Origin of the sequence: Phreatobacter stygius, from assembly GCF_005144885.1 — a bacterium.
In the GTDB taxonomy this organism is placed as follows: domain Bacteria; phylum Pseudomonadota; class Alphaproteobacteria; order Rhizobiales; family Phreatobacteraceae; genus Phreatobacter; species Phreatobacter stygius.
The window spans coordinates 5,526,003-5,548,405 of sequence record NZ_CP039690.1 but is presented as its reverse complement, the minus strand read 5'-3'; the positions used below and the strand labels follow the sequence as shown (position 1 = coordinate 5,548,405).

Here is a 22,403-nt window from a genome sequence, read left to right as displayed (position 1 = left end):
CGCGAGGTGTCAGCGCTCGGCCGAGCGCTCGCTGCGCCGGGCGATGACCGCCTGTTCCAGGTCGATATCTTCGAGCACCTCGCGCAGGATCTCGTCGTCCAGCCGTTCGGCGTCGCGTTCGGCGATCAAGGCATGGCGCTGACCGGCCAGCACGGCGCGCGCGATCGTCAGGATCTTGTCGCGCCGCTCGTCCATCTTGGCCGTGCCGCCACCGGGCAGGTCCTCGTCATGGGCCTCGGCCGCGCGCCGTGCCCGCCGCAACATCTGGGCGGCGAAGCGGATGTCGACTTCCGGGTTCCGCTGCTCGCGCATGTCGGCCAGCACGGCGACCGTCGCCTCGTCGATCACCTTGCGGGCATAGGCCATTTGCGCCCTGACATAGTCGGCCTCGCGCGCGTCGCCGATGGCGAGCGTCTTGATCAGCCAGGGTAGCGTCAGCCCCTGCAGCAGCAAGGTGGCGATCGCAACGGTGAAGGCGACCGGCAGGATCGCTTCGCGACCGGCGAGCGGCTGGCCAGCGACAGTGAGGAGCGGCGTGCCGGCGGCGGCGGCGAGCGTCACGACGCCCCGCATGCCGGTCCAGGACAGGACCAGGTTCTCGCGCCAGCTCAGCGGCTCGGCCAAGGAACGCGCCATGGCGCGGGCTCTCGCGGTTCCAGCCAGGCGCGCCATCCGCCGCCTGTGACGCTGCCGCGCCAGGACCGCGGTCAGCATGACCCAGGCGATGCGCATGACGATGACCACGGCGAGCACCAGGCCGGCGGCGACCGAGAGTTTGGTCAGATCGAAGCCGCTGGCGCGTGCATCCTCGATCACGAAGGGCAGTTGCAGTCCCATATAGGCGAAGACGAAGGCCTCCAGCAGCGTGTCGATGACGCGCCAGACCTCGCGTTCCTGAATGCGGCCGGCAAAGGTCAGTTCGGTGGCGTTGTGGCCGAGCGTGAAGCCGGCGAAGACCACCGCCATGACCCCGGACGCGTGCAGTTCCTCGGCCAGCGCGTAAGCCGTGAAAGGCACGACGATCGCCAGGGCGGTGATCAGGGTCGGGTTGGCGAGCTGCCGCCTGATCCTGTGCACGACAAGGCCAAGGACGATGCCGACCGCGCTGCCGACGCCGGCGGCATAAAGGAAATAGAGCGTGGCATTGTCGATGAAGTTGTGCCGGCCGGTCGCGGCCGCGACGGCAACGCTGAACAGGGTCAGCGCGGCGGCGTCATTGACCAGGCTTTCGCCCTTGAGAATGGTCATCAGCCGGTTCGGCAGGCCGAGCTTGCGGCCGATCGAAACGGCGCTGACCGCGTCGGGCGGCGCGACCACCGCGCCGAGGATGAAGGCCGCCGGAAGCGACAGGGCCGGCAGCGCCCAACCGAGCGCCAGACCAGCGGCCGCCGTGGTGAGCACGACCAGGGCGACACCCAGATTGAGGATCGACCCGATCCGCTTCATGAAGCTGAAGAACGAGAAGTCGACCGCCGCCGAATAAAGCAGCGGCGGCAGGACCAGGCCGAGAATGATCCCCGGCTCGAGCTGCGTGCGCGGCAGTCCCGGGATGAACGAGGCCGCGAGCCCGACCGCCGCCAGCAGCAAGGGCGCCTGGATCCCGCGCTTGTCGGCGAAGATGGTCAGCGCGATGGCGGCGATGATGACGATGAGAATGTGCGAGGCGGCCATGCCCTGGTGTCTCGGAGATTTCAGGTTTTTTCGCGGGTGCTGGGGCGGCTCGCCCCAGCCTCAGCCTTGCGGCTGGGCGGCGGCGATCGCGGCGATGCCGCCCAGCGAAAAGCGGATGAGATGTTCGACCATGGCGTCCACCGCCTGCTCGTCGCGATCGAGGCCCGGAAACATCTGCGTCACCACCTGCCGGTCGCCGATCAGCAACACGACGAAGGGCGCGGCAATGCTGATGCAGGAGCGCGAGACCGCCGGGTGATCGGCCGGCAGCCCGAGCATTTCGGCAACCAGCCCGGCCAGAAGCTGTTTCTTCGGCAGAAGCTCGCGCTCGCGCAAGACGTGGAACATGGCGGAAGGCGCCAGGATCTCGCGGCTCAGCACGCGCAAGGCCCAGGACGAGCCTTTCGGGCCCATGATCGCCTTGACCACGACCCCGAGCAGCCGGCGCAGCTTGTCCTCCGGCCTGCCCTCGCCCTTGGCCACCGCCGCCAGCACGTCATAGGCGACAAGGCGCCGGTGGGCCTCCACCAGCACCTCGCCATAGAGCTCGTCTATGCCGCCGTAATAATAATTCACCGCGGCCGAATTGGCCTTGGCCCGTTCGGCGATTTCCTTGCCGGTCGCGCGGTCGACGCCCTTCTCGGCAAAGACCTCGCCGGCCACCTCCAGGATCTGCAGGCGCGTGGCGGCGCCGTCGTCGCGGCGCCCGCGCGGCCGCCGGCCTAGTCTCGTGTCATCGGTCATGATGCCAGGATAAGGGTCCAATGCGGATAAATCAAATCTATAATTGAAATTTGAATTTGACAATTATCACACATCGGCCCAAGCTCGGCCCATGAGCACGATCACCCCTGGCCGCATTGCCGTTCTCGTGGTCCTCGCCGCCGGCGCGGCCGGAGCCTGGTGGTTTGTCAAACGCCCGGCCGCCGAGGCCGAGTTCCGGCTTTACGGCAATGTCGACTTTCGCCAGGTGTCGCTGCCGTTCAACGGCAATGACCGCATCAAGGAAATCCTGGTCGAGGAAGGCGCGTCGGTTCGCCAGGGACAGGTGCTGGCCAGGCTCGACAGCGATCGCCTGAAGGCGCAGGTCGATCAGGCACAGGCAGCGGTCGCCGCCCAGCGCTCGGTGGTCGAACGCCTGCGCAACGGCAGCCGGGCCGAAGAGGTTGCCCAGGCCAGGGCCAATCTCGCCTCGGCGAAGGCGGAGGCCACCAATGCCCGCGGCCAATATCAGCGCCGGCGGGTGCTCGCCGACCGCGCCGCGGGAAGCCAGCAGGATCTCGACAGCGCCGAGGCCGCCGCGGCGGTTGCCGACGCCAAGGTCGAGGTCAGCCAGCGTGCGCTGGAACTGACCATTGCCGGCCCACGGCGCGAGGACATCGCGCAGGCCGAAGCCCAGTTGAACGGCAATATCGCGCAGCTCGCCCTGATCCAGCGCCAGTTCGCCGATACCGAGCTCGCCTCGCCGATCGACGGCATCGTGCGTTCCAGGCTGATGGAGCCGGGCGAAATGGCTTCGCCCACCCGCCCGGTGTTCTCGCTCGCCCAGATCCGGCCGAAATGGGTGAGAACCTATGTGCCGGAGACCCGGCTCGGCCAGGTCCGGTCCGGCATGCGCGTTCACGTCAGCTCCGACAGCTTCCCCGGGCAGCGGTTCGAGGGCTGGATCGGTTTCATCTCGCCGGTTGCCGAATTCACGCCGAAGACCGTGCAGACGGAGGATCTGCGCACCAGCCTGGTCTACGAGGTCCGCGCCTTCGTCGAGGATCCCGACGACCAGCTCCGCCTGGGCATGCCGGCGACCGTGCGGTTGACCGCCAATGGCGGAACCGCAAGCAATGAGGCCGCCCAGCGCCCGGCCGTTCCGGCGAGGCAGCCGTGAGCGCCCCGACCGATGACCAGACGTCCCGCCCCTCCCCGGTCATGGCACGCGACATCGCCAAGACCTTCAGGCGCGACACCGGCGAGATCGTCAAGGCGCTGGCCGGCGTTTCGTTCGAGGCCCGCGCCGGCAGCCTGACCGCCCTGGTCGGTCCGGATGGCGCCGGCAAGACGACCTTGCTCCGTCTCATCGCGGGTCTCATGAAGGCCGAGGCCGGCGCGCTCACCGTGGTCGGCATCCAGGTCGCCGCCGATCCTCAAGGCGTGCAGGACCGGATCGGCTACATGCCGCAGAAATTCGGCCTCTACGAGGACCTGACGGTGCAGGAAAACCTCGATCTCTACGCCGATCTGCATGGCGTCACGGCGGCGGCCCGCAGGGACATCTATCCCCGCCTGATGGAGATGACCCAGCTCGGCCGGTTCACCGAACGGCCGGCCGGCAAGCTGTCCGGCGGCATGAAGCAGAAGCTCGGGCTCGCCTGCACGCTGGTGCGCGCACCCGAGCTCCTGCTGCTCGACGAGCCGACTGTCGGCGTCGACCCGTTGTCGCGCCGCGAGCTCTGGGAGATCGTCCTCAAGCTGGTGCGCGAGGATGGGCTCACCGTCATCGTCAGCACCTCCTATCTCGACGAAGCGGAATTCTGCGACCATGCCGTGGTCATGCATGCCGGCCAGGTGCTGGCGCAAGGCGCGCCGGCGGAGGTGACGGCCAAGGCCGAGGGGACGACCTTCCTGGTCGATACGCCCAACGGCATGGCGGCGCGCTCGCTGCAGGCCCGCCTGTTCGTTCAATCCGGCATTGTCGATGCGGTACCCGAGGCCGGCCGGGTGCGGGTGGTGCGCGCCACCGCCAATGACCGGACACCACTCGCGGCGAACGGCGCCACGCTGACGCTCGAGCCGGTTCCACCCCGGTTCGAGGACGGCTTCATGCGGTTGTTCCGGGCGGTTGCCGGCGGCGGCGCCCAGGCTCATGCCATGACGCTCGACCGGCCGCGCGACACCGGCGACGGCGCGGCCGTCGAGGTCAAGGATCTGACCCGCCGCTTCGGCGATTTCATCGCGGTGAACCAGGTCAGCTTCAGCGTTGCCAAGGGCGAGATCTACGGCCTGCTCGGGCCGAACGGCGCGGGCAAAAGCACGACGTTCCGCATGTTGTGCGGCCTTTTGCCGGCATCGGCCGGAACCTTGCGGGTCGCCGGCCAAGATCTGCGCAGCGCCCGCGCCGAGGCCCGCCGCAAGCTCGGTTATGTCGCGCAGAAATTCTCGCTCTATGGCGATCTCAGCGTCGACGAAAATCTCGACTTCTTCGCCAGCGCCTATGGCCTGCGCGGCAGCCGCAAGGCCGGCCGGATCGCCTGGGCCAAGGAGCAGTTCGAGCTCGGTGCATTCTCGCGCCTGCCGAGCGGCCAGCTGCCCGGCGGCTTCAAGCAGCGCCTGGCCATGGCCGCGGCGCTGCTGCACGAACCGGAAATCCTGTTCCTCGACGAGGCGACCAGCGGCGCCGACCCGCTGGCGCGCCGGGAATTCTGGGGCCGCATCACCGCGCTGTCCGAACAGGGCGTGACCGTCATCGTCACCACCCATTTCATGGAAGAGGCCGAATATTGCGACCGGGTCATCATCATGGATGCCGGCGAGGCGCTGGCCGAGGGTACGCCGGCGGAGATCCGTTCGCGCGCCGCACGGCGTGACGACCGCGAGCCGACCATGGAGGATGCCTTCATCGCCATTGTCGAGGCCGCGCGCGAAGCGCGGGCCCAGGCCGACGCGAAGCCGGCCGACAGGAGAGCGGCATGATCGCGCCAGCCAGGTTCGCCGCGCTCGGCCGCATGGCCGCGCTCATCCGCAAGGAGACCTATCAGGTGTTCCGCGACCCGAGCAGCATCGCCATCGGGATCGTCATGCCGCTGGTCCTGCTGGTGCTGTTCGGTTACGGCCTGTCCTTCGACGTCAAGAACCTGCCGGTGGCGATCGTCACCGAGGAAAGCTCGGCGGAGGCCAGCGGGGCGGCGTCGGGCTTTCGCCTGTCGGGCTATTTCAACGCCGTGCCGGTGAAGACCATGGCGGAGGCCGAGCGGCTGATGCTGACGCGCGCGGTCAGCGCGATCGTGCGCATCCCGCCGGATTTTGCCCGCAACGCCGCGCTCGGCCAGGCCGAGATCCAGATTCTCGTGCACGGCACCGACGCCAATACGGCGCGCATCGCGCTCGCCTATGCGCAAGGCGCGGTGGCCAGCTGGCAGGCGCGCGAGGGCGCCCGCGGCAACCTGCAAACCGGTGCGACCATCGCCATCGACAACCGCATCTGGTTCAACGAGGCCAATAACAGCACCTATTTCCTGGTGCCCGGCCTGATCGTGCTGGTCATGACGCTGATCGGCGCGCTGATGACCGCGCTGGTGGTGGCGCGCGAGTGGGAGCGCGGCACCTTCGAGGCGCTGTTCGTCACACCGGTCCGGCCGATCGAAATCCTGGTCGGCAAGACCGTGCCTTATTTCGTGCTCGGCATGGTCGGACTGGCGCTCTGCGTTGCCGGAGCCAAGCTGCTGTTCGGCGTGCCGCTGCGCGGCTCGCTCGTGATCCTGATCGCCGTCTCGACGCTGTATCTGCTGGTGGCGCTGGGCATTGGCCTGCTGATCTCCTCGATCACCAGGAGCCAGTTCGTGGCGAGCCAGATCACCATGATCGTGACCTTCCTGCCGGCCATGATGCTGTCCGGCTTCCTGTTCGACATCGCCAGCATGCCCTGGGCGATCCAGCTGATCACCCACATCTTCCCGGGTCGCTATTTCGTCAGCCTGTTGCAGACGCTGTTCCTCGCCGGCGACATCTGGAGCGTCATCTGGCCCAATGCCGCGGTGCTCGCCGGCATGGCCGCGGTGCTCATGACCCTGTCGGTGCGGGCCACCCGCAAGGAGCTCGGGTGAGGCCATGATCGACACGCTGTTCCGCATCCTCGCTTTGTTCCGCAAGGAACTGCTCGCCATGCTGAAGGACCCGAAAAGCCGGGTCGTGCTGGTGGTGCCGCCGATCCTGCAATGCCTGATCTTCGGTTATGCGGCGACCTATGACCTGAACAACGTGCCTTATGCGCTGGTCGATCTCGACCGCAGCGCCTCGTCCCAGGCCTTCGCGGCCAGGCTCGACGGCTCCGGCGTGTTCGTCCGGGTCGCGACGCTGCTGCGGCCAGGCGACGCCGGCCCGCTGATCGACGACCGGCGCGCCCTTGTCGTGGTGACCATCGGCCGGGATTTCGAGAAACAGCTCTCGGCCGGGCTGGCCGCGCCGCTCCAGGTCATCGTCGACGGGCGCAATTCCAACACCGCCGGCACCGCCCAGGGTTATGTCGGCGCCATTGCCGCCGGCTTTGCCGAGGATTGGCGCATGGCGCGCGGCCTGCCCGGACCGCCGGTCCGGATCTCGACCCGGGCCTGGTTCAATCCGGGCCTGGAAACGCGCTGGAACATGATCCCGTCGATGATCGGCATGATCACCATGATGATGACCATGATGCTCACCGCCATGTCGGTGGCGCGCGAGCGAGAGGCCGGAACCTTCGACCAGTTGCTGGTGACGCCGTTCCGCCCGACCGAGATCATGATCGGCAAGGCCGTGCCGGCCATGCTGGTCGGGCTCAGCCAGTCGACCACCATCCTTTTGGTCGCCCAGCTGTGGTTCCAGATCCCCTTCGCCGGCTCCTACCTCATGCTCTATTCCGGCCTTCTCCTGTTCCTGGCGGCTGCCGTCGGCATCGGCCTGTTCGTCTCGTCGATCGCCGCCAACATGCAGCAGGCCATGATCATGTCCTTCGTGCTGATCATGCCGTTCATGCTGCTCTCCGGGCTCACCGCTCCGGTCGGCAACATGCCGCCGGCGCTGCAATATTTCACCCTGATCAATCCGCTGCGCTACGCCATCAGCATCACCCACCAGGTCTATCTGGAGGGCGCGGGCCTGCGGCAGCTGGCGCCGGAAATGCTGGCGCTGGGCGCCATCGCCTGCATCACCATGCCGATCTCGGCCTGGATGTTCCGCAACCGGCTGAGCTGACGGGCCAGGTTCGCAATCCAGTTCGAAATCCCTTGGGGCCGATCCGCCTCGGCTCAGGGGGAGAGACCGGGTGGCGCGGCTTCGCCCGTGCCACCCGGTTGCCATGATGCGAGCCGAGCCGGGGCGGCCCCCTGCCGGTCGGTGGAACCATGGCCGGGACCGCGGCGTTCGCGACTAAGACCGCGGCCCGCATCGGGCGCGTTCAGGAGGACCCCCATGGCCACGCTCGAAGCGCAGACGATTGCCTTCTTCAAAGCCTATAGCCAGCGCAGCAACGACGCCCTGCAGAGCCCGCCGAAACAGGACGTCGACGGCACCATCGCCGGCTTTGCACCGTTCTTCGTCGGCGCCAGCCCGAAGGGCGTGTTCGGCGGCGCCAGCGAGGCGACCTTCCGCAAGGCCATCCCCCAGGCTTTTCAGCGCTATCGCGACGCCGGCGGCAATCGCTTCGAAATCACCCATATCGCGGTGACCGAACTGGACGACTGCAACGTCATGGCGCGGACCGACTGGGAGTTCGGCTATCGACGGCCGAACGACGGCGTTGTCGGAACGATTGCCTTCCAGAACCTCTATTTCCTCAATTTCGCCGATGGCCGCCCGAAGATCTTCGCCTTCATCACGCCGGACGAAGACCAGGCGATGCGGGAGCACGGGCTGGTCTGAGCCCGGCCTGCGCCGGGCCCTGCCCCGAAGCGGGCTCGAACGGCCGGAGGACGGTAAGGCCGCCCTTCAGGTGCCGCCGCCGGCCTTGACCGGCGCGTTCATGGCCCAGGTGAAACCAAAGGGGTCGCGAAGCTGGCCGTAGCGGTCGCCCCAGAACATCAGCTCCACCGGCATGACCACTTCGGCGCCGGCCTCGACCGCGCGGGTCCACCAGGCGTCGATGTCGTCGACCACCAGCTGCAGCGAAAAGCCCTGCGGCTTCGCCAAGGGCTGGCCGTATTCCGGATAGGCGTCGCTCAGCATCAACGAGCTGCCGTTGATGTGGAGATGAAGGTGCATGGTCCGGCCCTGTGCGTCGACCGGATGCATGAAGACCTCTTTGGCGCCAAAGGCGCGCTTGTAGAATTCGCCGGCCTTCACCGCGCCATCGACCATGAGATAGGGCAACAGGCCACCAAGAACCTGCGGCTTCGGCGGCGTCACTTGGGTCTGTTCGGCTGTCGTTGTCATGAGTGCCTCCGTTTTCCGGCCTTCAGGTAACGCCCACGGCGTGGGCTATTCCGAGGACGAACAAGCGCGGCTTCATTCGACAGGCCCCGACAATTTTTTCGAGCCACACCTTGGTCGGTCGTCGGCCCACGCCCTCGAGCACCCCGTGTGCCGACCCGCCGGTTGACAGCCTGACGCGCTTGATCTTAAACTTAACTGATAAGTTAAGTATCTGACAGACGAGCGCGCCAGCCGCTCAAAGCTCCCAGAGGACCAGACGCATGAAAAGGCTTCGTCACGGCAGTTGCCATTGCGGCACGGTGCGCTTCGAATGCAGTGTCGACCTTGCGCCGGCCGGCCAGCGCTCGGAGCCGGAACGGCCTGGCGTCTGGTGGACCTCCACCTTCCGCTGCAACTGCACGTTCTGCCTGAAGACGCATTACTGGAAGGCTTTCGTGCTGCCGGCCGATCTGCGGGTCACCGCCGGCCAAGAGGCACTGTCGGACTACCAGTTCGGCGAACGGCAGATCCACCACTACTTCTGCAGCCGCTGCGGCATCCATCCGTTCGCGTCAGCCAGTTACGAGCCGATGGGCGGCGCATTCCACGCCGTCAACATCAACACGCTCGACGACGTGACGCCGGAGGAATTCGCCGCGGCACCGATCACCTACGAGGACGGCCGCAATGACGACTGGTCCTCGGCCCCCGCCGTCACCCGCCACCTCTGACGCCACCCGACCAAGGACATTCACCATGAAGCTTTATTATTGCGACACGCTGAACCCGCGGAAGACCTGCGCGGTGGCCCGCTATCTCAACTCCCCGGTCACTTTCGTCCCCGTCGACTTGGGCAAGGGCGAGAACCGGAAACCCGAATTCCTCGCCATCAATCCCAATGGCAAGGTGCCGGTGCTGACCGACGGCGACAGGACGCTGTGGGAGTCCAATGCCATCATGTGTTACCTCGCCGACAAGGTCGGCTCGGATCTCTGGCCACATGACGGCAGGCAGATCGAGATCATGCGCTGGCTGAGCTGGGATGCCCAGCATTTCACCCACCATGGCGGCGCGCTCTATTTCGAATATCTGATCAAGCCGCGTTTCGGGATGGGCGATCCCGACCGCGCCGCGGTTGATGAAGCGACCCGCTATTGGCGCAAATATGCCGGCATCCTGAACGACCACCTGACCGGGCGCGACTGGCTGGTCGGCGACGGCCTGACGGTCGCCGACTTCGCCGTCGCGGTAACCCTGCCTTACGCCGACCGGGCGCACATACCGCTCGGCGAATTTCCCGCCGTCGGCCGCTGGCACGACCGGCTGAACCAGATGGAGGCCTGGCGCATGCCGTTTCCGGCCATGACCGAGCCGGTGGCCTGAATCGCCGGCAGGACATGCCGTGCCGGCGGCGTCCTGGTAGAATGGCGCCATGGAGTCGCCGGACCTCGCAGCGGAGAAGCAACGCAAGATCATCCATGTCGACATGGATGCCTTCTATGCCTCCGTGGAGCAGCGCGACAATCCGGACTTGCGGGGCAAGCCGGTGGCGGTCGGCGGCGCGCGCGAGCGCGGCGTCGTGGCGGCTGCGAGCTATGAAGCCCGCAAGTTCGGCATCCACTCGGCCATGCCGCCCGTCACCGCCCGGCGCAAATGCGCCGAGCTGATCTTCGTCAAGCCGCGCTTCGAGGTCTATCGCGAGGTGTCGCTGCAGATCCGCGCGATCTTCGCCGACTATACCCCGCTGATCGAGCCGCTCTCGCTCGACGAGGCCTATCTCGACGTCACCGCAAACCTCAAGGGCCTGCCGACCGCGACCGCTGTCGCTGAGGAGATCCGCGCCAGGATCCGCGCCGAAACCGCGCTGACGGCGTCGGCCGGGGTGTCCTACAACAAGTTCCTGGCCAAGCTCGCCTCGGACCATCGCAAGCCCGACGGCCTCTTCGTCATTACCCCGAAAATGGGGCCGGCCTTCGTCGAGACGCTGCCGGTCGGCAAGTTCCACGGCATCGGCCCGGCAACCTCGGCCAAGATGAACCGCCTCGGCATCTATACCGGGCTCGATCTCAAGGCCCAGACACTCGCTTTCCTGCGGCAGCACTTCGGCAAGTCGGGGCCCTATTACCATTCCATCGCGCGTGGCATCGACGAACGTCCGGTGCGCCCGGACCGGGTGCGCAAATCGGTCGGCGGCGAAAACACCTTCTTCGACAACCTGCACGACCGGCAGGCCATGCATGAGGCGCTCGCCGGCATCATCGACAAGGTCTGGCGCCATTGCGACAAGGCCAAGGTCCGCGGCCGCACCGTCACCCTGAAGCTGCGCTACCAGGATTTCGAGCAGCTGACCCGCAGCCGCTCGCTGCCCCACGCCATCGGCAGCCAGGACGAACTGGAGCGGGTCAGTTTCGAACTTCTGGACGCGCTCCTGCCGGTCAGCAAGGGCGTGCGCCTGCTGGGCGTGACCCTGTCTTCGCTGGATGAGGACGGCCCGGAGCCGGATGTCCAGATGCAACTGGCGCTCTGAGGGCCAGGCCGGCGGCAGGCGCCCCCGGGTAGGCTCCATCGCCACGGCGCAACTCAGGATCGCGGGAAAATCCTGACCAGTTCCGGGAGATCACCCGATATCTCCAAGCTCCCCGCGCCCTTAATCCGGGCGGCGGGGCAAGGCGCCGCGCCGTCCGCGCCGCCGCCGCCGAGGCCATTGGCCCCGTCATGGCAGGAGCGACATCATGAAGCACAAGTCGCCTTTCGATCAGCTCTACGACCAGTTCAATCAAGAGGTGCCGGAAGACCATTTCCCGCAGGCCGGCATGTCGGCCTTCGCGGCCAAGGCAACGGTCAACAGCGAAGCCTGGATGGACGCCAAGCCCGAGATGAACCTGTCGTCCTTCGTGACGACCTTCACCGAGCCGGAGGCGCTGGAGATCGGCCGCAACAATTTCCTGAAGAACTACATCGATCACGACATGTATCCGCAGCTCTTCGCCATGGAAGGGCGCATGGTCCGCTGGCTGCATCAGCTGTGGAACGGCCCGAAGGGGGTCGAGCCCTATGGCACGGCAACCGTCGGCTCGTCGGAGGCCTGCATGCTGGCGGGGCTCGCCCACAAGTGGAACTGGCGGCAGGCGCGCGAGGCTGCCGGCAAGGACTCCGCCAAGCCGAACATGGTCACCGGCGGCAATGTCCAGATCGTCTGGAAGAAATTCCTGCGCTATTTCGACGTCGAGCCGCGCATCGCGCCGCTGAAGCCCGGCAATTACCGCCTGACGACCGAGCACCTGGACAAGCTCGTCGATGAGAACACCATCGCCATCGTCGCGATCGCGGGCCAGACCTTCACCGGCGAGGATGACGACATCCAGGAGATCCACGACTGGCTCGACGGCTATGAAAAGAAGACCGGTCGCAGCATTCCCATGCATATCGACGCGGCATCCGGCGGCTTCGTCAACCCGTTCCTCTATCCCGACTATGTCTGGGATTTCCGGCTGCCGCGGGTTCAGTCGATCAATGCCTCCGGCCACAAGTTCGGCCTGGTGCCGCCGGGGCTGGGCTGGATCATCTTCCGCGAGCGCAAGATCTTCAACGAAGACCTGGTCTTCTACGTCAATTATCTCGGCGGCGAGATGCCGACGGCGACCTTGAACTTCAGCCGCAACGCGGCGCAGATCGCTTATCAATATTACGCCTTCCTCCGGCTCGGCTTCGACGGCTACCGCGAGATCATGAAGCGCACGGTGGAGAATTCCGAGTTCCTGCGCCAGCGCTTGGTCGACAGCGGCTATTTCGAGATCATGAACAAGACCCAGCGCATCCCGGTCGTGGCGGTGACGTTGAAGGGAAAGCACAAGTTCAACGAATTCGACGTCTCGGCCAAGGTGCGCGAGCGCGGCTGGGTCCTGTCGGCCTATTCCATGCCGCCCAATGCCGAAACCGTGGTCAGCCTGCGCGTGGTCGTGCGCCCGCACCTCAACCACAACGTCATCAACGGCCTGGCCGACGACATCATCCATGCCTGCCAGTGGCTGGACGAACACGGCGGCACGGCCGCCGCGCCGACGTTGCACGCCGCCCACAAGGTCTCACCGAGCAAGTGCTGACAAGCACCGTAGCACGGCTGCCGCGAGCTTTCGGGCCCGCGGCAGCCGTGGTGGACGCGCGGACCTCGCAAGGAGCACGCCGGAATGACCTGGCTCATGCAGTTTCTCGGCAACAACCCTTTTGTCCTGCTGTTCCTGGTGGTCGGCCTCGCGGTCTGGATCGGCAGCTGGACGGTCAAGGGCTACGGGCTCGGAACGGTTGCCGCCGCCATCATCGTCGGCTGCGGTTTCGCCATTCTCGGCTCGCTGTTCGGTGTCCGCTTCCACCTCGACGATTTCACCAAGAGCCTGTTCTATTATCTCTTCATGTATGGCGTCGGCCTGCGCGTCGGCCCGTCCTTCGTCAACGGCCTGAAGGGCGACGGGCTGAAATTCGCCGGCCTCGCCGTGCTCTGCTCCTGCCTCGGCCTCGCCATCGTGGTCGCCGGCGTCCGCCTGCTCGGCCTGCCGGTCGGCGCGGCCGGCGGCATTCTGGCCGGCGCCATGACCATGTCGGCGGCCATCGGCTCGGCCGAACAGGCGGTGACCTCGGGCGCGGTGGCACTACCCGCGGGGACCTCGGCCGAGCAGGCCTCCGGGATGATCGCCCTGTCTTATGGCATCACCTATATCTGGGGCACGGTCGGCATCATTCTCATCTGCAAATATCTGCCGCGCTGGTGGGGCGTCGACGCCAAGGCCGCGGCCCGGCAATACGAGACCGAGCACGGCGTTCCCAATGTCGACGACGCCGGGCTGAGCGGCTACCAGCCGTTCGGCTGGCGCGCCTACCGGGTCGAGAGCGACCAGACCGCCGGCAAGACCATCGCGGACTTCCGCAAGGCCTATCCGGAATATCAGATCGACAATGTCGCGCGCGGCCCGGATCTGCTCGGCGCCGATGCTTCGCTGGTCCTGCAAAAGGGCGACGTCGTCGCTCTCGGCGGCGGCCTCGGGCCGCTGACCGACCACATGGGCATCATCGGGCCGGAAGTGCCCAATGCCCATGTGCTCAACATTCCGCTCGACCAGGCCGAGATCGTGGTCACCAGCAAGCAGGCGATCGGCCGCAAGCTCAGGGACTACCGTCAGACCCCGATCGCCGGCCAGGTGCAACTCACCCGCATCGAGCGTGGTGGCGTGCCGATTCCAATCGGCCTCGATACCGAGTTGCAGCGCTTCGACGTGCTGTTCCTCAGCGGCCTGAAATCGGCCATCGACAAGGCCGGCGAAATGGTCGGCCGGGTCGCCCGGCACAACACCTCGACCGATCTCCTCACGCTGTCCCTCGGCATGATCCTCGGCTTCCTGATCGGCCTGATCGAGATCCCGGCTTTCGGTGCGGCGGTCGGCCTCGGCAATGCCGGCGGCCTGCTGGTCTCCGGCATCATCGTGTCGTCGGTCGTGTCGCGGCTGCGCTTCTTCGGCAATACGCCGAATGCCGCGCGCAATATCCTGGAGGACATGGGCCTCATCGTCTTCGTCGCGATCGTCGGGGTGAATGCCGGCGCCGACCTCTTGTCGCAGCTGACCGGCGCGATCGCGCTGAAGATCTTCATCGTCGGCTTCCTCGCCTGCTCGGTGCCGCCCTTCGTGGTCTGGGCCATCGGCTTCCACGTCTTCAGGATGAACCCGGCGCTGCTGATGGGCGGGGTGGCCGGCGCGCGCAGCCATTCCGGGCCGGCGCGGGAGGCGGCCAAGGAGATCGGCAGCAATGTGCCCTGGATCGCCTTTCCCGTCGGCTATGCGGTCTCCGGCGTGCTGCTCACCGTGTTCGGTTATGTCGCGATGGTGCTGGCGCATTAAGGGGGAAGCGTCATGCCCGAACCGCTGCGCACGGTGGTCGCCTCGCCCGAGGCCATGCTGTTCCTGACCATCGTGCTCGGTGTCCTGTTCGGGCGGCAGAAGCTCGGCGGCTTCTCCTTCGGCAGCGCCGCCGGCACCTTGCTGGTCGGAACGCTCGTCGGCGCCCTGTTCGGTGCGGCCGTGCCCGACCTGTCGCCGACCTTGAAATCGGTCGCCTTCCTGCTCTTCGTCTTCGCGGTCGGCTTCCAGAGCGGGCCGCAATTTTTCGCCTCGCTCGGCCGGAAAACCCTGCCGCTCGCCATCGTCACCCTGGTGGTGGCGGCCGTCGGCCTTGCCGGCACCGTCGCGGTCGTTCGCCTGTTCGGGCTGGACCAGGGCACCGCCATAGGGCTCGCCGCCGGCGCGCTGACCCAGACGGCCATGCTCGGCACGGCCTATGGCGCGCTCGAAGGGCTGGGTCTCCCGGCTGCGGCACTGAACCGGATCCAGGGCCAGGCGGCCGTGGTCTTTGCCCTCACCTATATCTTCGGCACCATTGGCGTCATCCTGTTCTGCACGCAGATCGCGCCCCGCCTGATCGGCGTCGATCTCAAGGCTTCGGCTCGCGCGCTGGATGCCGGCGACGACGGCGCCGAACCCAAGGCGCCATTGCTCGATTTCCGCACGCTGGTCGCCCGGGTGTTCCGTGTCAGCGCCGCCGAGGGCATGACCATCGAAAGCCTCGATGCCGAGATCGGCCCGCTGGCCGCGGTGGCGCGCATCCGCAGGGGCGGCGTCGACATGGAACCCCATTCCCAGCTGGTGGTCAGACGCGGCGATCTCGTCGCCATCCAGGGCTATCGGCCCGCCATGGTCGCTGCCGCCGCCCGGATCGGCGACGAGGTTTCGGCTGACGACCTGGTCATCGACCTCACCGGTCCCGGCACCGAAGTCGTGCTGGCGTCCCGCTTCGCCGGCATGACCCTGCGCGACGCCGTCGCCGAAGTCGGCGAGATGGGCCACGGCCTGTTTCTGCGGCGGATCCGCCGGCAGGCGCACGACATTCCCGCAACCGCCACGACCGTGCTCATGCCCGGCGACGTGCTGACCCTTGCCGGCCCCGCCAATCGGCTTGCCGCGACCGCGCCCCTGATCGGCACGCTCGCCAGCCAGGGCAACCGGGCCGACATCGCCTTTCTCGCAGCGGGCCTTCTGTCCGGTGTGCTGATCGGCCTCGTCAGCCTGACCATCAAGGGCATTCCGGTGACACTGTCGGCCGGTGGCGGGGCGCTCATCGCGGGTCTCGCCTTCGGCTGGTGGCATGCCCGCCGCCCGGCCGCTGCGCCGGTGCCGCCCGCCGCGACCCAGATCATGTGGGATTTCGGCCTCGCCTCGTTCTGCGCCCTGGTCGGCCTGACCGCCGGGCCGCAAGCGGCCTCAGCGCTGGGTACGGCGGGCCTGACGATCCTTGTCGCCGGCGTCGTCGTCACGCTGCTGCCGCAGCTCGTCGGTCTCTATGTCGGGCATTACCTGCTGCGCATTCACCCGGTGCTGCTGGTCGGCGCGCTCGCCGGCGCCCAGACCCAGGACGCAGCCATGCTGGCGGCCTGCGATCTCGCCGAAAGCCCGGCGCCGACCCTCGGTTTCACCGTGCCTTACGCCATTGGCAATATCGTGCTGACCGTGCTCGGGCCGGCCATCGTCGCCCTGACATAGGCTTTTTTCCGGGAACCGGCTGCGCGGGTGACCTCCATCAGCCCCGATTCCGACCCGGCTTGCACCATCAAAATCATGCGCAACGAGTAGCGACCCTCACACTGCAATGCGGTGAAGCACCTGGTTGATACGGACGCGAACGGCATCGTTGCCGAACGGAAAGGCCTCGAAGAACGCCTCGCGCCCCAGGTCGGGCTGCCGCCTGAGCGCCGAGGCGAACCACCTGTTCGCCTGCTCGTCGTCGCCGTTCAGGCCGTGGCTGACCGCAGCGATCAATTCGATGAGGGGATGGGCCCTGGGAGCCCTTGCCGCGCGCTCGCCCCAGATCGCGGCCTCGGCAGTTTCGCCCTGTAGGATATGCGTGAACGCTCTGACGGCAAGCATGGCGTAGAGCAGCGGATCGAGCGGGCTCAACTCCATGGCGGCATCGACCAACCGCCGCCCCCTCGATCCTTCGCCCAGCAGCGTCCGTGTCCAGGCGCTGGCGTATTTGCCTTGGGCGTAGTTCGGGTTGAGCTCGATCGCACGGTCCAGCCAGGGTCGCGCGCCTTCGAGGTCGCCGATCAGCCAGGCCACGCGCCCCGTCACCAAATTGCAGAAGGGATCGAATGGGTCGAGCGCGACGGCCGTCTCCGCCGAGCGCCGTGCCTTGTCGATCGCGGCGGCCCGGTCGGCGGCGAATCTCTGGAACGCCCCCTGGAAATGCGCGAACGAAAGTCCGGCATGAGCTCTCGCGAAGCCTGGCTCCCGCTCGATCGCCTGCTCGAACCGAGCGGCGGCGCGCTCGGCTCCTTCGCGGTCGAATCGATACATCTCGGCAACGCCCAGATGGTAGGCGGCCCAGGCGTCGAGGTTCGACGGCGAGGAGAGCGCCCGGCGGGCCTCCGCGACTGCGATATGCAGATCAAGCGCGGAAGCGACCGAACTGGCGATCTCACTTCGGATTTCGTGCACGGCCCCCAGTGGGCGCCCGTACCTTTCGCTCCAGACCAGCGCGGCGGTGCTCGTGTCGCTGACCTCGACCGTTACGCTGATGCGCGGACCGTCGACTTCGACGTCGCCGGTGACCACATAGCGGACGCCCAGCGCCGCCGCGACCTTCTCCGGCGCCACTGCTGCGCTGCGGAACTGGAACGATGAGCCTCGGGCGATGACGGTCAGCCAGTGCAGGCGCGAGAGCTCGAGGATGAGGTCATGCGGCAATCCATCGGCGACGGCGGCATAGGCCCCGACCGCGCCCACCAGCTCGAAAGGCAGCACTGCAATGGAGGGGCGGGCGGAGGCAGCGCGTTCTCGTGCCTCGCCCACCGCAACGCAATGGTTCGCCATAGCGGATGGCGCGGCCATCGTCCCGACGAATCGGAAGCCGACGCCGTGATGCGTGCGGATCACGCCCTGGCGCTCGCCATCGTCGCCGACCGCCTGGCGGGCCGATTTGACGCGGCTCGACACAGCCGCGTCCGACACCGCGCGTCCATGCCAAATGCGCTCGATCAGTTCTTCTCGGCCGACAACCCTGTGGCGGTTCTCGACGAGCAAGCCGAGCAGGTCGAAGACTTGGGGTTCGAGCCGAACGACAATGCCGCCGCGACGAAGTTCGCGCGCAGCAATATCCATCTCACAGTCGCCGAAGGCGTAGATCATGGGGCGTCGAGGGTAACTCTCCAGCTCATCTTCTGCAAATCTCCACATGCTCTCCAAGCATGACCGCTCGGACCAGCCTACAACACCGGCATCGGCCCGCGGTGAGCCCGCCGGACGAAGAAGACCGAAATGCCGCTGGTGACGATCGATGTGATCAAGGACGTGTTCGCCCCGAAGCGAGACCTGATCGAGAAGGTCACCGTTCTATCGGAACAGAGGAGACTACATCATGTCAGCGACTGCCGTTCCGCAAGCCATGCCGATCCAACCGGACCTCATCGCCGTGAAGGCGCGCCAGCAGGGCGCGTGGTCGTCCGGCGACTACGCCATCGTCGGGACCACGCTGCAGATCGTCGGCGAGAGCCTGTGCGAGGCGCTCGACTTGCGGGCCGGCAGCAAGGTTCTCGACGTTGCAGCTGGGAACGGCAATGCGACGCTCGCTGCCGCGCGGCGCTGGTGTGATGTCACGTCCACCGATTACGTGTCCGCATTGCTCGAGCGCGGGCACGAGCGCGCTGCCGCCGAGCGACTGAAGGTCGACTTTCGCGAGGCGGATGCCGAGGACCTGCCTTTCGCCGACGGGAGCTTCGACGTTGTGCTCTCCACCTTCGGCGTCATGTTCACCGCGGATCAGGACAGGGCCGCTTCCGAATTGCTGCGGGTGTGCAAGAGCGGCGGCAAGATCGGCCTCGCCAACTGGACGCCGGAGGGTTTTATCGGACAGCTCTTCAAGACGCTCGGCAAACACGTCGCGCCGGCCGCAGGCGTCAAGTCGCCCGCCCTGTGGGGCACGCGCGTGCGGCTGGCCGAAATGTTCGGCGAGCATGCCGCCGACATCACGGCGGAGCCGCGGATGTTTGTGTTCCGCTACCGCTCGGCGCAACACTGGCTCGACGTGTTCAAGACCTATTACGGACCGATGTTCAAGGCGTTCGGCGCGCTCGATGCCGGAAAGCAGGAGGCACTCGCAGCCGATCTCATCGCACTCGCAGGCGAGTTCAACCGCGCCGGCAACGGATCGATGGCGGTGCGCAGCGAGTACCTCGAAATCATCATCACCAAGCGCTGAACGCTCAAGCAAGCGGAGGCCCCCATGAAGCACCCGACAGCCATGGCTCTCGCACTCGTCATCGGCGCCGCCACGGCGCCCCTCGTGCTGGCCCAACATCACGGCGCACATCGCATGATCATGTCCGGCGATTTGAGGTGGGGGCCGGTGCCCTCGCTTCCGCCCGGCGCGCAGATCGCCGTGATCGAGGGCCCGATGAACGAGGCCGTGCCCTTCACCATTCGCCTCAAGTTCCCCGCCAACTACGTGATACCCGCGCATTCGCACCCGGCGATCGAGCGTGTCACGGTGCTGTCGGGAACCTTCCACATGGGCACCGGCGACAGCTTCGACAGGGCGAAGACCCATGCGCTGACGCCGGGCGCGATCGGCATCATGCAACCAGGTACCAACCACTATGCCTGGACCGCGGAGGAGACGATCGTGCAGCTCAACGGCAACGGGCCATGGGGCATCACTTACGTCAATCCGGCCGACGATCCGCGCAGGAGGTAGCGGCCGACAGTGGTGGTGCGTACGGCATGCGTCCGTCGCTCATCTGGACGGCGCGTTCCGCTCCGAAGGCAAAGGTCGCACGCTCGTCTCCACGTGGTCCTGCGACGGTCGTTCCGCATGCCGAGGTAGAGCGCTTCGAGCAGGAGTTCGTGAGCCTCGCTGATCTCGTGAGAACCTCCCGGCTGAAGCGCAAGACGATCCAGGATCAACTGATGCATCGTGGGATTCAGCCAGCGTTGGACCAGCACGTTCCGGCGACCTTCTATTGTCGTTCCGAGATCGCCGGAGTCTTTTAGCGACTTTGTTGGCATCATGATTCAACCGAAAGGTCGGGCGCTCGCCCGGCCTTTTTGGTGCTTGCCGCTTCGTTTCTCGCAGGACAGCGAATTCTGGTCCCCAGGGATAGAGGTTTCGATCTGCCCCCGCTAACCCATTGAGATCTCGTTTCGCAGAAACAAAACATTGTGGCCGCCAGCACCGGCGACGTGCTGACCCTTGCCGGCCCCGCCGATCGGCTTGCCGCGACCGTGCCCCTGATCGGCACGCTCGCCAGCCAGGGCAACCGGGCCGACATCGCCTTTCTCGCAGCGGGCCTTCTGTCGGGTGTGCTGATCGGCCTCCTCAGCCTGACCATCAAGGGCCTTCCGGTGACACTCTCGGCCGGTGGCGGGGCGCTCATCGCGGGTCTCGCCTTCGGCTGGTGCCATGCCCGCCGCCCAGCCGATGCGCCGGTGCCGCCCGCCGCGACCCAGATCATGTGGGATTTCGGCCTCGCCTCGTTCTGCGCCCTGGTCGGCCGGACCGCCGGACCGCAAGCGGCTTCAGCGCTGGGTAGGGCGGGCCTGACGATCCTTGTCGCCGGCGTCGTCGTCACGCTGCTGCCGCAGCTCGCCGGCGCCCAGACCCAGGACGCCGCCCATGCTGGCGGCCTGCGATCTCGCCGAAAGCCCGGCGCCGATCCTCGGTTTCACCGTCCTTACGCCATTGGCAATATCGTGCTGACCGTGCTCGGGCCGGCGATCGTCGCCCTGACATAGGCTTTTTTCCGGGAACCGGCTGCACGGATGACCGGGGCGGAACCATGCCCCCGAAAACCGCCTAGGGCCGCGGCTCGCCAAGTAAAGGCGTGGCCATGCAATCATGCCATGCGCCCGCCCCGGCATTCGCGCATGGACGAGACCGCCAAGCTGGGGCCTAATCGACGCGCAAACGTTTGTTGGTGTTGCTGTTCGACTTTTTCGTCTGCGAGAGAGGCCAGGCAATGGGGCAGACCAACCGCGCGCTGAAGGCGCTGACCTTCGCGGCGCCCCTCTTGTTCCTGCTCATGGTCTGGGCCGTGGTCGTGCCGCTGTTCGGCGTCTCGCCGCAGGTCTTCCCCGATATCGTCTCGGTCGCCCAGGCCGGCCTCGACGGCATCCGCGACGGCTCGCTGATCCAGCATGTCGGGGCGAGCCTCTTGCGCGTCGTGCTCGGCACCGCGCTGGCCATCCTGGCCGGCGTGCCGCTCGGCATCGCCATGGGGGTCAGCCAGGGCGTGTCGAATTTCGTGACGCCGCTGCTCCGGTTCTTTTCGGTGCTGGCCGGCATTGCCTGGATCCCGATCGCAACGCTCTGGTTCGGCTATGGCTTCGGCGCGATCATCTTCGTCATCTTCAACGCGGTGTTCTTCGTCGTCGCCTACAACACCCTGCTCGGTGTCTCGACCATTCCGATGCCGCTGCGCCATGCCGCCGCCTCGCTCGGCGCCAAGCCCTTGGCCATGCTCACCGATGTGCTGCTGCCGGGCGCGCTGCCCAATATCGTCACCGGCATCCGCACGGGCCTGGGTTTTGCCTGGCGCGGCCTGATCGCGGCCGAGATGATCGCGACCAATGTCGGCCTCGGCTACATGCTGTTCGTCGCCCGCGACTTCTACCGGACCGAAGTCATCGTCTTCGGCATGATCGTCATCGGCCTGATCTGGCTCGCCATCGACCGACTGGTACTGGCGCCGCTCGAACGGGCGACGATCGAGCGCTGGGGCATGGTGCGGCCGGCATGACCCCCTTGCTCAAAGCCTATGGCGCCTATGTCCGCACGACCGCGCGCTTTCCGGTGCTGCAGAGCATCGTGCCCTTCGTGCCGCTCATCGTGCTCTGGGCCGTGGTCGCCGACGCCGGCCTGTTTCCGCGCGCCTTCTTTCCAGGCCCGATCGACGTCATCCGCGCGTTCGGCGACCTCATGTACAAGGGCATCCTGCCCGACTATCTCGCCGACAGCGTCGGCCGGCTGGTGGTCGGCGCCGCGGCCGGCATGGCCATCGGCATTCCGCTCGGCCTGCTGGTCGGGCTCAATGCGCGCGCCCATGCCCTGCTCTCGCCGATCCTTCTGTTCTTCCAGGCGATCGGCGACATTGCCTGGCTGCCGATCCTGATCATCTGGTTCGGTTTCGGCTTCACCACCATGACCTTCGTCATCGTCTATACCGTGCTGTTCCCGGTGGTGCTGAACACCGTGCTCGGCGTGCGCTCGGTCAAGCAGGACCTGACCCGCGCCGCCCAATGCCTCGGCGCCTCGCCGCCGCGCATCCTGTGGGAGGTGGTGCTGCCCGGCGCGCTGCCGAACATCGTCACCGGCCTGCGCAACGGCCTCGGTTACGGCTGGCGCGCGCTGATCGCCGCCGAGATGATCGTCGGCACCAGCGGCATCGGCTTTCTCATGTTCGACGCCCGGCGTGCCGGTTCGGTGGTCGAGATCGTGCTGGGCATGATCGTGCTCGGCATCCTCTGGTACATTGTCGACGCCTGGGTGCTGGCGCCCATCGAGCGGGCCACCGGACAGCGATGGGGGCTCGTGACGCCGTGAAGCGG

The 22,403-nt window shown here is 66.8% G+C and carries 20 protein-coding genes; 16 read left to right on the top strand and 4 right to left on the bottom strand.

The annotated features are described in order from the left end of the window. Positions 1-9 precede the first annotated feature (9 nt). Both E8M01_RS26245 and E8M01_RS26240 read right to left on the bottom strand, forming a co-directional pair. On the bottom strand, positions 10-1,671 hold the full coding sequence (locus tag E8M01_RS26245; RefSeq protein ID WP_136962849.1) for a cation:proton antiporter: 1,662 nt from the start codon (positions 1,669-1,671) through the stop codon (positions 10-12). Positions 1,672-1,731: 60 nt separating this feature from the next. Then, positions 1,732-2,415 carry a TetR/AcrR family transcriptional regulator gene (locus E8M01_RS26240; RefSeq protein WP_136962848.1) on the bottom strand — a complete coding sequence of 228 codons (684 nt, stop codon included), beginning with the start codon at positions 2,413-2,415 and terminating at the stop codon, positions 1,732-1,734. A 91-nt stretch (positions 2,416-2,506) separates the two neighbouring features. On the opposite strand from E8M01_RS26240, the gene E8M01_RS26235 reads away from it, so the two are divergent. From E8M01_RS26235 to E8M01_RS26215, 5 genes are all read left to right on the top strand, one after another. After that, the gene (locus E8M01_RS26235) at positions 2,507-3,553 is read left to right on the top strand and encodes an HlyD family secretion protein (RefSeq protein WP_136962847.1); all 1,047 of its coding nucleotides are present in this window, start codon (positions 2,507-2,509) and stop codon (positions 3,551-3,553) included. 41 nt (positions 3,554-3,594) lie between these two features. After that, entirely contained in the window at positions 3,595-5,355 is a 1,761-nt protein-coding gene (locus E8M01_RS26230) for an ATP-binding cassette domain-containing protein (protein WP_136964841.1), read from the top strand. Continuing rightward, the gene (locus tag E8M01_RS26225) at positions 5,352-6,485 is read left to right on the top strand and encodes an ABC transporter permease (protein WP_136962846.1); all 1,134 of its coding nucleotides are present in this window, start codon (positions 5,352-5,354) and stop codon (positions 6,483-6,485) included. The genes E8M01_RS26230 and E8M01_RS26225 overlap by 4 nt, the downstream gene beginning before the upstream one ends. A gap of 4 nt (positions 6,486-6,489) precedes the next feature. Next, complete coding sequence (locus E8M01_RS26220) at positions 6,490-7,608, top strand: ABC transporter permease (protein WP_136962845.1); 1,119 nt, start codon at positions 6,490-6,492, stop codon at positions 7,606-7,608. 216 nt (positions 7,609-7,824) lie between these two features. Further along, positions 7,825-8,274 carry a hypothetical protein gene (locus tag E8M01_RS26215; RefSeq protein WP_136962844.1) on the top strand — a complete coding sequence of 150 codons (450 nt, stop codon included), beginning with the start codon at positions 7,825-7,827 and terminating at the stop codon, positions 8,272-8,274. Between the two features lie 66 nt (positions 8,275-8,340). Here E8M01_RS26215 and E8M01_RS26210 read toward each other — a convergent pair whose 3' ends face one another. Further along, the gene (locus E8M01_RS26210) at positions 8,341-8,784 is read right to left on the bottom strand and encodes a VOC family protein (RefSeq protein ID WP_136962843.1); all 444 of its coding nucleotides are present in this window, start codon (positions 8,782-8,784) and stop codon (positions 8,341-8,343) included. Positions 8,785-9,044: 260 nt separating this feature from the next. Here E8M01_RS26210 and E8M01_RS26205 point away from each other — a divergent pair, with 260 nt between their 5' ends. The 6 genes from E8M01_RS26205 to E8M01_RS26180 all read left to right on the top strand — a co-directional run bounded on the left by E8M01_RS26205 (position 9,045) and on the right by E8M01_RS26180 (position 16,346). Then, positions 9,045-9,494 carry a GFA family protein gene (locus tag E8M01_RS26205; RefSeq protein WP_136962842.1) on the top strand — a complete coding sequence of 150 codons (450 nt, stop codon included), beginning with the start codon at positions 9,045-9,047 and terminating at the stop codon, positions 9,492-9,494. 25 nt (positions 9,495-9,519) lie between these two features. Further along, positions 9,520-10,146 (top strand): glutathione S-transferase family protein, encoded by a 627-nt coding sequence (locus tag E8M01_RS26200; RefSeq protein ID WP_136962841.1) that lies wholly within the window; start codon positions 9,520-9,522, stop codon positions 10,144-10,146. Between the two features lie 49 nt (positions 10,147-10,195). Next, positions 10,196-11,290, top strand: coding sequence for a DNA polymerase IV (dinB, locus tag E8M01_RS26195; protein WP_136962840.1), 1,095 nt, complete (start codon positions 10,196-10,198; stop codon positions 11,288-11,290). Positions 11,291-11,495: 205 nt separating this feature from the next. Further along, positions 11,496-12,866, top strand: a complete 1,371-nt coding sequence (gene gad, locus E8M01_RS26190; protein ID WP_136962839.1) for a glutamate decarboxylase — start codon at positions 11,496-11,498, stop codon at positions 12,864-12,866. Positions 12,867-12,950: 84 nt separating this feature from the next. Next, the gene (locus E8M01_RS26185) at positions 12,951-14,651 is read left to right on the top strand and encodes an aspartate:alanine exchanger family transporter (protein WP_136962838.1); all 1,701 of its coding nucleotides are present in this window, start codon (positions 12,951-12,953) and stop codon (positions 14,649-14,651) included. 12 nt (positions 14,652-14,663) lie between these two features. Then, the gene (locus tag E8M01_RS26180) at positions 14,664-16,346 is read left to right on the top strand and encodes an aspartate-alanine antiporter-like transporter (RefSeq protein ID WP_136962837.1); all 1,683 of its coding nucleotides are present in this window, start codon (positions 14,664-14,666) and stop codon (positions 16,344-16,346) included. Between the two features lie 96 nt (positions 16,347-16,442). Here E8M01_RS26180 and E8M01_RS26175 read toward each other — a convergent pair whose 3' ends face one another. Continuing rightward, on the bottom strand, positions 16,443-17,990 hold the full coding sequence (locus tag E8M01_RS26175) for a winged helix-turn-helix domain-containing tetratricopeptide repeat protein (protein ID WP_136962836.1): 1,548 nt from the start codon (positions 17,988-17,990) through the stop codon (positions 16,443-16,445). 229 nt (positions 17,991-18,219) lie between these two features. On the opposite strand from E8M01_RS26175, the gene E8M01_RS26165 reads away from it, so the two are divergent. The 5 genes from E8M01_RS26165 to E8M01_RS26145 all read left to right on the top strand — a co-directional run bounded on the left by E8M01_RS26165 (position 18,220) and on the right by E8M01_RS26145 (position 22,398). Beyond that, positions 18,220-19,059, top strand: coding sequence for a class I SAM-dependent methyltransferase (locus E8M01_RS26165; RefSeq protein WP_136962835.1), 840 nt, complete (start codon positions 18,220-18,222; stop codon positions 19,057-19,059). A 24-nt stretch (positions 19,060-19,083) separates the two neighbouring features. Next, positions 19,084-19,554, top strand: a complete 471-nt coding sequence (locus tag E8M01_RS26160; RefSeq protein WP_136962834.1) for a cupin domain-containing protein — start codon at positions 19,084-19,086, stop codon at positions 19,552-19,554. Between the two features lie 464 nt (positions 19,555-20,018). Then, positions 20,019-20,591: an aspartate-alanine antiporter-like transporter gene (locus E8M01_RS26155; protein WP_170182083.1), complete on the top strand. Its 573-nt coding sequence runs from the start codon at positions 20,019-20,021 to the stop codon at positions 20,589-20,591. A 224-nt stretch (positions 20,592-20,815) separates the two neighbouring features. Next, a complete protein-coding gene (locus tag E8M01_RS26150) occupies positions 20,816-21,595 on the top strand; it encodes an ABC transporter permease (RefSeq protein ID WP_136962832.1) in 780 nt (259 codons plus the stop codon). Then, positions 21,592-22,398: an ABC transporter permease gene (locus E8M01_RS26145; RefSeq protein WP_136962831.1), complete on the top strand. Its 807-nt coding sequence runs from the start codon at positions 21,592-21,594 to the stop codon at positions 22,396-22,398. Before E8M01_RS26150 ends, E8M01_RS26145 begins: the two co-directional genes overlap by 4 nt. Positions 22,399-22,403 lie beyond the last annotated feature (5 nt).